This window comes from Suttonella sp., from assembly GCF_056855035.1.
This window is the reverse complement of sequence record NZ_JBXGGR010000052.1, coordinates 1-10,002: the sequence shown is the minus strand read 5'-3', so window position 1 is coordinate 10,002 and position 10,002 is coordinate 1. Positions and strand designations below refer to the sequence as shown.

8 protein-coding genes and 1 pseudogene are annotated in these 10,002 nt (G+C 47.3%); 5 read left to right on the top strand and 4 right to left on the bottom strand.

The window, feature by feature from the left end:
* A pseudogene (locus ACJHVI_RS05105) lies at window positions 1-192 on the bottom strand (IS1595 family transposase); the annotation flags it as partial.
* Window positions 193-399: 207 nt separating this feature from the next.
* Between ACJHVI_RS05105 and ACJHVI_RS05100 the strand changes: the two are divergent.
* Window positions 400-708, top strand: coding sequence for a hypothetical protein (locus ACJHVI_RS05100; protein WP_483183575.1), 309 nt, complete (start codon window positions 400-402; stop codon window positions 706-708).
* Window positions 709-1,051: 343 nt separating this feature from the next.
* Here the strand turns inward: ACJHVI_RS05100 and ACJHVI_RS05095 are convergent, their stop codons facing one another.
* The 3 genes from ACJHVI_RS05095 to rpe all read right to left on the bottom strand — a co-directional run bounded on the left by ACJHVI_RS05095 (window position 1,052) and on the right by rpe (window position 6,545).
* Window positions 1,052-3,643: a M10 family metallopeptidase C-terminal domain-containing protein gene (locus ACJHVI_RS05095; RefSeq protein WP_483183574.1), complete on the bottom strand. Its 2,592-nt coding sequence runs from the start codon at window positions 3,641-3,643 to the stop codon at window positions 1,052-1,054.
* Window positions 3,644-4,434: 791 nt separating this feature from the next.
* Window positions 4,435-5,868, bottom strand: a complete 1,434-nt coding sequence (gene trpE, locus ACJHVI_RS05090; RefSeq protein ID WP_483183572.1) for an anthranilate synthase component I — start codon at window positions 5,866-5,868, stop codon at window positions 4,435-4,437.
* Window positions 5,865-6,545 carry a ribulose-phosphate 3-epimerase gene (gene rpe, locus ACJHVI_RS05085; protein WP_483183571.1) on the bottom strand — a complete coding sequence of 227 codons (681 nt, stop codon included), beginning with the start codon at window positions 6,543-6,545 and terminating at the stop codon, window positions 5,865-5,867. Before rpe ends, trpE begins: the two co-directional genes overlap by 4 nt.
* A 55-nt stretch (window positions 6,546-6,600) precedes the next feature.
* Here rpe and ACJHVI_RS05080 point away from each other — a divergent pair, with 55 nt between their 5' ends.
* The 4 genes from ACJHVI_RS05080 (at window position 6,601) to ACJHVI_RS05065 (ending at window position 9,739) form a co-directional block, all read left to right on the top strand.
* A complete protein-coding gene (locus ACJHVI_RS05080) occupies window positions 6,601-7,281 on the top strand; it encodes a biotin--[acetyl-CoA-carboxylase] ligase (protein ID WP_483183570.1) in 681 nt (226 codons plus the stop codon).
* A 27-nt stretch (window positions 7,282-7,308) separates the two neighbouring features.
* A complete protein-coding gene (locus ACJHVI_RS05075) occupies window positions 7,309-8,052 on the top strand; it encodes a type III pantothenate kinase (protein WP_483183569.1) in 744 nt (247 codons plus the stop codon).
* 9 nt (window positions 8,053-8,061) lie between these two features.
* Window positions 8,062-8,892 carry an RsiV family protein gene (locus ACJHVI_RS05070; protein WP_483183568.1) on the top strand — a complete coding sequence of 277 codons (831 nt, stop codon included), beginning with the start codon at window positions 8,062-8,064 and terminating at the stop codon, window positions 8,890-8,892.
* 79 nt (window positions 8,893-8,971) lie between these two features.
* Window positions 8,972-9,739: a substrate-binding periplasmic protein gene (locus ACJHVI_RS05065; RefSeq protein ID WP_483183567.1), complete on the top strand. Its 768-nt coding sequence runs from the start codon at window positions 8,972-8,974 to the stop codon at window positions 9,737-9,739.
* Window positions 9,740-10,002 lie beyond the last annotated feature (263 nt).

Below are 10,002 nucleotides of genomic sequence, written 5' to 3'. Positions count from 1 at the left end.
GCTTCCATAGAGTTGTTCCTTAAGTTCACTCTGATGGCGATAGATTTCCTGACGAAAGATGTTGTACCAATGATTGATGGTATTGCGATTAAAACCAGTCAGCAAAGCGGTTTTTGAGGCTTCAATATCGGCACAAAAGTGTCGAATAATTTTTCTGAGATGATATGTGCTTAATTTACTGTTGTATCTCATTTTTCTAGTCTAACAGAGTGATTCTGCTAGTCTAGAGCCTTTTAAAAATTAAGATATTGGCTTAGATTATTTGAGTTATCATCGGAGAAACGAAAAAATATTAAGTTGACAGATTGTAGTAGTGTAGCAAGAAACTCAAAGCTCTAATATTTTTCGATTTTCCGCTTATGATGTTTAAAGAGAGTATGTCCTTATTCAGGAGGCATTATGAAAAAGTGGAATGGATTAACCTCTGCCGCCGTGTTGGCAGCTTGTTCCGGTCATGCGCAAACATTGCCGACAGAGCCGCCAAGCGCTGAGGATCTTTATTTATTTGCCAAGGAAACCCCCGGGATTCAGGTGGCGAAAGAAGAAGTGACGCAGGACAGTTTGCATAAGCATCAATGCGAATTGATTGAAGACAAACATTATCGTTGCGAAGTGACGATTGCCTATTATCTGCAAACAGGTGATGTATTGTTAGACAAGCAGGAATTGTTATTGTCTTGGCAGGACGGTCAGTGGCAGCGGCAATAGAAGGAATGAGGTGTTGAGCGTATTCCCGGTTATATGTGTTTATTGTCGGAAAAATAAAAGGATGGTCGGATATTTATGCTCAGCGTAAATCATGACAAAATTTGTCGAGTTAAATAGACAAACGGCTAATTTATAAAGATAAAGTCGGATTCTTGAATCCGAAAAATTTATATTTTAAGCAATGTCGGATACAAGTATCCGACCTATCCGATTGAAAAGTGATTAATGTTGTCATGAATTGACTATATTTTTATTGTGATTTAATCAAAAAAATAGAGATTCTTTCGAATCTCTATTTTTAATTTCCTATTTATTTAAATTTGAACAAATAGGTTTTTTCTAATTAGACAATTGACTCGATATAGATATGTTGGTTATCTAAATAGTCTAGACCTTTGAATTGCGCAATGGCTACAGCCGCTTTTGAACCGTTACCGTCGGCATCATAATAAAGCTGTTTGGAAACAGTATCAAAGATAATATAGTCATTACTATCTTTGGCTGTGGCATGTGCGCCTGATATGAAGTAATCGCTGCGAAGCATACCTTTTCCTAAATTACTAAAGACACTCGCATCTAAGACGACAGTGTCGCCTTCTCTCATATTGAAATCGAGTACAACATCTCTATCTTCAGAGTTGAGGCTGTTAAAGACGAATTTATCTTTTCCCGTACCGCCTACTAAGATGTCTTGATCGCTGCCGCCGATGAGAATGTCATTTCCTGCACCGCCTTCCAGCCAATCGTTACCTGCGCCGCCTTCAATACGGTCGTTTCCTGCACCGCCTTGAATATGGTTATTGGTTTCGTTGCCGATGAGGATATCATTGCCGCGTCCGCCTTTGAGATTTTCAATTTGCGTGCCAAAACCGATAAACATCTGATCGCCTACAGGATTGCCTTTGGCATCATAGACTAAGGTGTCGGCTTTGTAGTCGCCGCGATAAATCCAAGAGCCGGGCGTGAGGTTAACATAGAGATTTTGGGTTTCGGCGCTGCCGTCAAAGGTATCATTGCCCGAGCCATCCCAAATATAGATGTCGTTGCCTAATGTGTTTGGATTGAAATCCTTAAAGGTATAAGTGGTATCGCCGGCATGTTGCGATTTGTTCACACCGAAACGGTAGTGTAAGGCAGCCAAGTCAAAGATGCCGAAATTGCTTGTGCTGACCGTGGTATAGACGGTTTGTCCGTTTTGCAATACAACATGTTCTTTGATGTCGTTGCTATAAGACATCATGGTTAAATGGCTTTTGTCTTCGGCCGAATTTTTCTGAATACGGTGATTACCGTCAAAGGGATGCGCAAGGCCGACGCTATGCCCGATTTCATGGATTAAGGTACCGAATCCGCCGCTGATCCACGAGGTATAGCGACCATTAACGGTTTCAATGATTTTCGTATCACGGTTTAAGTCGGTATCGCCGCTAAATTTCGTGGAATTCATATGCACGTCGCCGCCGAAATAGGCATAGCCTGCCACAAATGAGTCGAAGGCTTTGTCGCCGTTGACGGTTTGTTTGCTGCAGCTGGCGCAATTACATTTATAGGCAACCGGATTATGGTCTTCGGATGTGTTTTCCGTGCCGAAATGACGATGGTTATTGGCGTAGGTTTTATCTACCGTTAAATCGTCCATGTAGAATTTGAAATTGGCTTTTCCTCCCGAACCGGGCGTTTTTTCCGTAAATTTAAGATTGGTTTGCTCTTCATAGAGTTTTAAGGCATCGCGTACTGCCTGTTTTTGCGTGTTGCTATATTTTTGGAAACCGCGAACCGTGAAAGCATAGCCCGGACCGGAATCGCTGGCGCTTGTGGCGAATTCATAGCTGATATTGGCACCGCTACCGGGACCGTCCCAAGTTTTGTGTAGATAGCCTGATTTTTCAGTGTTTAAAATTTTAATGAAGTAAGGCAGTTCGACTTTATTTAAATCGCGGCTGTCATGGAAGCGCGTATCCACTTCAAATTGCGTCTTGACAGGCTCGTATACAGGTGGCTTAGGTGCCGGATTGCTTGGGGTCGGTGTTGGTGTCGGCGTCGGTCTATCCACATGTCCGTTAACGGTATTGGCGACGTCTAATGTGCCGACGCTGCTGATGGCTTTGCCGTCATAGGCGACGACTTTCAGATCAGGCAGATTTTGTCCTGCATTAATCATTGACACGCCCACAGAGCTTAAGCTGACGACACCGGTTTTATGATTAATCACATAAGGACTGTTGTGATCATTTACGAGGTAATAGCTGAGTTGATCGCCGTCAATATCTTTTGCCGCAGCTTTGGCGACAATATCGCCGACTTTCGCTTGACCTTTGACAAATTGTTTGACTTGTGAAGTGAACACCGGTGTTTGCGGCGCATGATTGACTGCCGTGACTTTCACGATGGTGTCGGCAACATCCAATCTACCTACTTCGCTGGTCGCTTGTCCGTCATAAGCCAGTACTTTCAGATCGGGCAGGTTTTGTCCTGCATTGACCATTGCCACGCCTCTTGCGCTAAGTGTCACAACGCCTGTTTTAGCATCAATCACATAAACATTATTCGGGTTTTCAGCCAAATGGTAGGTGACTTGATCGCCGTCGATATCTCTGGCAGTGGCTTTAGCAACGACATCGCCGATTTTGGCCTGACCTTTGACGAATTGCGTGACTTGCGAAGTCACTACAGGGGTTTCAGGCGCATGATTGACGGCAACCGGTTCGGGATCCGAGAATTGTAAGGTTGAAGTCGGGCTGCTTGCTTTGCCGTCATGGGCAATCACGTTGATAGGCGGCAGGGGATAGCCGTTGTTCATGGCATAAGCGCCTGTAGAGGTTAAGTAAATATACCCTGTTTTTGCATCGATGCTGTAATAGTTGGAATGATTGCCTGATAAATAGTAGTTGATGCTGTCTCCATTGGCATCAAACGAGCGCACCGCCGCAATCAAATCTCCCGATTTGGCCTGCCCGCGTACTAATGAATTTGAGATATAGGTAAATTCAGGCGTAGTCGGGGCATAATTAGGCTGATAATAATTGTTAAAGTAGTTGCCATATGTCCCATATAAGTTACTGTAACTATTATAGTAATTACTGTAGTGGCTACTGTAATTAGCTGTAAAAGTATTTTGGTAATATGAACCTAGTCTATACATTAAGAGCTCCTAAAATATTACTTGCTTAATTAAATAATTTGTCGGTGTTTATATGTACCGTTAGATATTTCCAGTAAATAATTTTCTCGAATAATGTTCAATACAACAGATGAGTGATTAGGTATATCTAATATCATTATTGATAGTGAATCATTTGACATCTTTATATTTATGCGTCCTTGCGTATCGAGAGGAAATTCTGCTTATTTGTATCGGCAGTCTATACTGTTAAGCAAGCGGGATTAATATGAATTTATTATAAATCGGTAATTTATAATAATCTCGACTCAGTGCTTAAATTTAATAAAGAGCGCTGAGTCTGCATGGATTTTACAGGATTGTTCCTTTAAATTAAAGAAAAATTAATCTCGTTACATCAAGTGTTTATTAAATATTTTGTTTTATAAAAACATAAAAATCCCTCTAAATGAGGGATTAACGTGAATTTATAGTTATATAGTCAAGGAATTCAAAAAGAGTTACAATTTAAACACATCTCGCCGTACTCTCTGCGCTACCTGTTAGCAGCATTACTGTACCACTTTTTCATTTCTTTGACTATAGTGTATCAATCAAAATAAGGCTTAAATCAACATCGAGGCGGCTTTGATAAGCGCGCCGAGTTTGTTCAGGGTTTCCTGCCATTCGCTGTCGGGGTTGCTGTCATAGACGACGCCGGCGCCCGCTTGGGCATAGAGTTTGCCGTTTTTAATCAATCCGGTGCGGATGGCGATGGCAAGATCCATATTGCCTTTCCATGCCCAGTAGCCGATGGCGCCGCCGTAGATGCCGCGCCGCGACAGTTCCAATTCATCAATGATTTCCATGGCGCGGACTTTTGAGGCGCCGGAAAGCGTGCCGGCGGGGAATGTGGCTTTAAATACGTCCAAAGCGCCGGCGTTGTCCGCCAATTCGCCTTCTACGTTGGAGACGATGTGCATGACGTGGGAGTAGCGTTCGATGCCCATTTTTTCCGTGACTTTGACGCTGCCGGTTTTGCAGACGCGCCCGATGTCGTTGCGTCCGAGATCGATGAGCATGGTGTGTTCGGCGAGTTCTTTTTCGTCGGCGAGCAGGTCGGCTTCAAACGCCAAATCTTCTTCCATTGTTTGTCCGCGTTTGCGTGTGCCGGCAATCGGGCGGACGGTAACTTTGCGATTTTCCACGCGCGCCAAAATCTCGGGCGAGGAGCCGACGATTTCGTGATCGCCCATGTTCAGCACATACATATAGGGCGAGGGGTTGGTGATGCGCAGGGCGCGGTATAAATCCAGCGCAGGGCGGTCGAAATCGATGTGCAGGCGTTGCGAGGGCACGACTTGCATCACGTCTCCCGCCGCGACGTAGTCTTTGATTTTATTGACGACGGCTTTATAACCGGCTTCACCCATTTCGTATTGCGGGTGGAAGCGTTCCGCTTTGGTTTCGCCGAGCGCTAAAGGCGCGGAGGCAAAGGGCGCGAAGAGGGCGGTTTGCATGGCGTCGAGTTTGGCTTCGGCTTGGGCGATGCCTTCGGTTTTGCGGCAGTCGGCAATGGCTAGTAAATTCGCCTCGCCGCGCAGATTGTCCATGACGACGACGGCATCGGATACGCAGAACAGCATATCGGGCAGTTGCAGTACGTCGTTTGCTGGACGTTTGGCAAGGCGTTTTTCAATGTAGCCGATGCAGTCATAGGCAAAATAGCCGACCAGTCCGCCGCTGAAAGGCAGGTCTTCGGGAATATCCGCCACATGGCGCTGTGCATGGAAGGCTTCTAAAAAAGCAAAGGGATCGCCGTTGTGGCGGCTGATTTCTACGCCGTCGCGCTGATGGACAATCTCGCCGTTTTTGACTTGAATCCATTCGTCGGCAGGCAGTCCAACGACGGAGAAACGCGCCCAGCGTTCGCCGCCTTCAACCGATTCTAATAGATAGCTGTAAGGCGCATTGCCTAGGCGTTGGTAAATGGCGACGGGGGTCAGCGTGTCGGCTAAGACTTTGCGGCGCAATACGCGGTGTGTGATGTCTGCGTTCATCGGCGTACCTTGGCGATTTCGCCGCGCATGGCGGCAATGGTGGCGGCATAGTCTTCGGCAGCAAAAATGGCCGAGCCGGCGACAAACATATCGGCGCCGGCGGCAGCGATGTCGGCGATATTGCCGGTTTTTACGCCGCCGTCGACTTCCAAGCGGATATCCAAGCCGCTGGCATCAATCCATTGTCTGGCCGCTTTGATTTTTTCCAAAGCGCGCGGAATAAAGGCTTGTCCGCCGAAACCGGGATTGACCGACATGATTAAAATCAAATCCAATTTATCGGCTACCTCGTCCAGCACATGCAAAGGCGTGGCAGGATTAAAGACTAAGCCCGCTTTGCAGCCGCGGCTTTTAATCAATTGCAAAGAGCGGTCGATATGGCGGCTGGCTTCGGGGTGGAAAGAAATATAGGCGGCACCGGCATCGGCAAATTGGGCGATGAGATCGTCCACAGGTTCGGCCATCAAATGCACGTCAATCGGCGCTTGAATGCCGTAATCGATTAAGGCTTGGCAGACCGCCGGCCCGAAAGACAAATTCGGTACATAGTGATTATCCATCACGTCAAAATGAATCACGTCCGCGCCGGCAGCAATCACATCTTCGACTTCCTCGCCGAGGCGGGCGAAATCCGCTGCCAAAATCGACGGCGCAATCCAATCTTTGAATACGGGCATTGCAATCTTCTCCTGCTGATTTAGAATTGCGCCATTCTAACAAAGCGACAAGCCGATGACAGCCATTCATTCTTATCATTTTGCCGAGCTGGATTCTACCCAAACCTATTTGCTCAAACATGCCGCCCTGAATGCGGCGGTTTTTTGCCGTGCCGAACGGCAAACAGCAGGAATAGGGCAGCGCGGTGCGCAATGGCAATCGCCGCAGGGCGGATTGTATTTTTCCTTGCGCTATCCCTTGGCGGGCGGTGCGGCATTGCATGGCGGACTGGCGCAGGCCTGCGCCCTCAGTATTGCCGAATGCCTCGACCCCGCAGCCCAAACCCTGCGTCTGAAATGGCCGAACGATTTATACGTCGGCGAGAAAAAAATGGGCGGTATTTTAATCGACATGCTCGGCGATAGCGCCGTGATCGGCATCGGCATCAATCTCCGCGGCGAGCGGCAGGACATTGCCTATGCGGACGAGCATTTTCCCGCCCTCAAGCCAGACGAATTTTATCCGCGCCTGCAAGAAGCATTGCTGCACATGCTGGAAAAATGGGCGCGCCATCCCTATTTAGCCCTCAATCATCGCTGGAATGATTACGACCGCTTTTATGGTCAAGACATCCGCTTGGAAGCGCGGACAGATAGCGTGCGCAATCTGGGTATCGACCAAAAAGGGCGTTTAATCATCGCCGATGGACAAGGCATTGCCTGCCTCAGCAATGCCAGAATTTCTTTGCAGCCTTAAACAGGGCAAATCATTTAAAGGAACATTATGTATTTACTCATCGATGCCGGCAATTCGCGTCTAAAATGGCTTTATGGCAACAACGTGCCGGGAATTGTCGAAGCCGTCTCGTACCGCAGCGATTGGCAGCGCAAACTCTATCTGGCTTGGCATCTGCTGCCCGAACCGCGCATCATCGCCTTTTCCAGCGTCAATCATGCGGAAATCGAAGAACAAGTAGCGGCATTGGTGCAACGTCTGTGGCAGAAACCCCTGCATACTTTTACCGCACAAAAGCAAACCAATCATACCCTGACGATTGCCTATGAAGAACCGCACACCCTCGGCACAGACCGCTACCTCGCCATGCTCGGCGCGCGCAGTTTGAGCCAAGACCCCTTCTGCGTCGTCGGCTGCGGCACCGCCATCACGCTGGATGCGGTGGACAGCAGCGGCAACCATCTCGGCGGCTTAATCCTGCCGGGCATTCGTTTGGCGGAAAATGCGCTCCTGCAAAACACGCAGAAACTCATCCCGATGCGCTGGACGCCCAATCCTCTCGGCACGGATACCGCCGGCTGCATCGGCGCCGGCATTCATCATGCCCTGCCGGCAGGCATCGACCACATCATTGACGAACTGGAAAGCACGCACGGCTATTATTTCAAACGCTTCGCCTTTGGCGGCGACGCGCAAATCCTTTTCGGCAACCGCCCCACCTACCGCATCGAACCCGATTTACTTTTCGGCGGCATGATTGCCCGCCTGCAACCACAATCTTTACAACCATAGGAAAACACGATGAAAAAATCCCTCATCTTTTTAGCGCTGTTTGTCGCACACAGCGCTCTCGCCAAAGATTTCTTCTTCAGAACGGAAACGGTTTATGCCGAACATCCCGACTCGGCGCAGGCGGAAAAATTCTATGCACTCTGCGAAGACAGCATCTCAACCGAGATTCAGCGCGTCAAAAGCAACCGTCCCGCTCTGGATGCGATTATCAATAAAGACATTCCCGATGAAAAAGCATTGGCCGATTATTATCGAGCAACCGTCAGCGATACGCTCGAAATGACCGAAGGCATGGCGAAAGAAGACATCGGTCTGACCATGTGTACGCGCGAATTACACTACCGCCCCGTCTATATCGGGCATTACAAAAACCTCGAGCAATTCCTCGTCTCATACTATGAATATGCCGGCGGCGCGCACGGCATTTACGGCGACAGCTACTATCTCATCGATGAAAACGACCGCCAATTGAGCCTGAACGATTTGCTGGAAAAAGACGGCGAAGCAGGGCTCAATGCCTTGCTTAAAGCCGCCTATATCGACTATGTACAGAAACAGTATGATGACGGACATGAAGAGACAGCCGATGAGGGCAGAAAAAATCATCTGGGCAAATCCAAGCCGGTCAAAGGCGAAGCCGCTTTGCGCGAAGCCGGCTATTTGGATGATGCCTATTTGGATGCCGTCCTGACAGAAAAACACAATTTCTACTTCAGCCCGGAAGGTCTCATCTTTTCCTATATACCCTATCAGGCGGGCAGTTTTGCCGAAGGACAAATCGAGCTGAGCCTGCCTTATGACAAATTATCGGGACTGATTAAAGCCGAATATCTGCCTTAAGCGGCAAAGTGGCATTCTGCTAGTCTAGAGCCTAATATTTTATAGTTTTTTATCTTCTAGAATATTAAAAGGAAAAATAATGAAGAAATATCAACGCTATGTACTCTCAATCGGTTTAAGCATTTGCTTGCTGGCTCCCGGTGTCTCTTGGGCGGAAAGCTTCCGCCTTTTGCGCAATTATCCTGATCGTATGCCTTTGAGTTTTATGGACGAACAAGGTTATCCGACGGGATTTGAAACGGAATTAATGGCGGAAATTGTCAAACGCAGCGGATTATCGCTGAATGAAGAATTTGTGCCGAGCATTCGTCACGGCTTGCAGGCTTTGCGCGAGGGTGAGGCGGATTTGCTCGTTGCGGCGGTGAGTATTACCGAAGAGCGGAAGAAGGAATTCGATTTCAGCGAAGAATATTTTCTCTCCAGACCGATGATTATTACCAAAGACAGCAGCATTAAAAGTTTTGCTGATTTGGCGGATAAAAAAGTGGGCATGATTCAAGATTCCGTGCATGAGCGCCGCGTTCGTGCCGTTCAAGAAGGAACGGAGCAGGAAGGTTCGACGCTTGGACGCGAGACGATTTTTTTGGCTTTGAAAGATATGCTGCAAAGAAAAAGCGCGGCGATTGTCGGCGGCGAATCCTATATGGCGCAAATTCCTTCTTTGTATGAGAAATATCAATTAACGGCGGTTTTTGATAATTCGCTTGCCCAAGATCACTATGCGGTGGCGATTAGAAAAGGCAATGATAATTTGCGGTTGAAAATCAATGTAGCTTTGCAGCAAATGAAAGAAGACGGCGCTTTGCAGCGGCTGACGGATAAATGGTACGGACAGAAAAAGCTTTAATATTTGTGTTGGCATATTGTCGGAAAAGTGGAAAAAGTACAGGCGGCGCATTGATTCCTTATGCGCTGCCTGTGTTTTGTAAAGAAGAGTCTATTATAGTCAATTCATGGCAAATACGAACATTATATTTTTAACCTTAGTTTAGGCGTTCATGCCTTAAGGCATACGCATGACGAATTGTATTGGGTATAAATTCCTAATTTACTAATTTATAAAGAAGTAGGTCGGATTCTTGAATCCGACAAATTGATATTTTAAGTAAT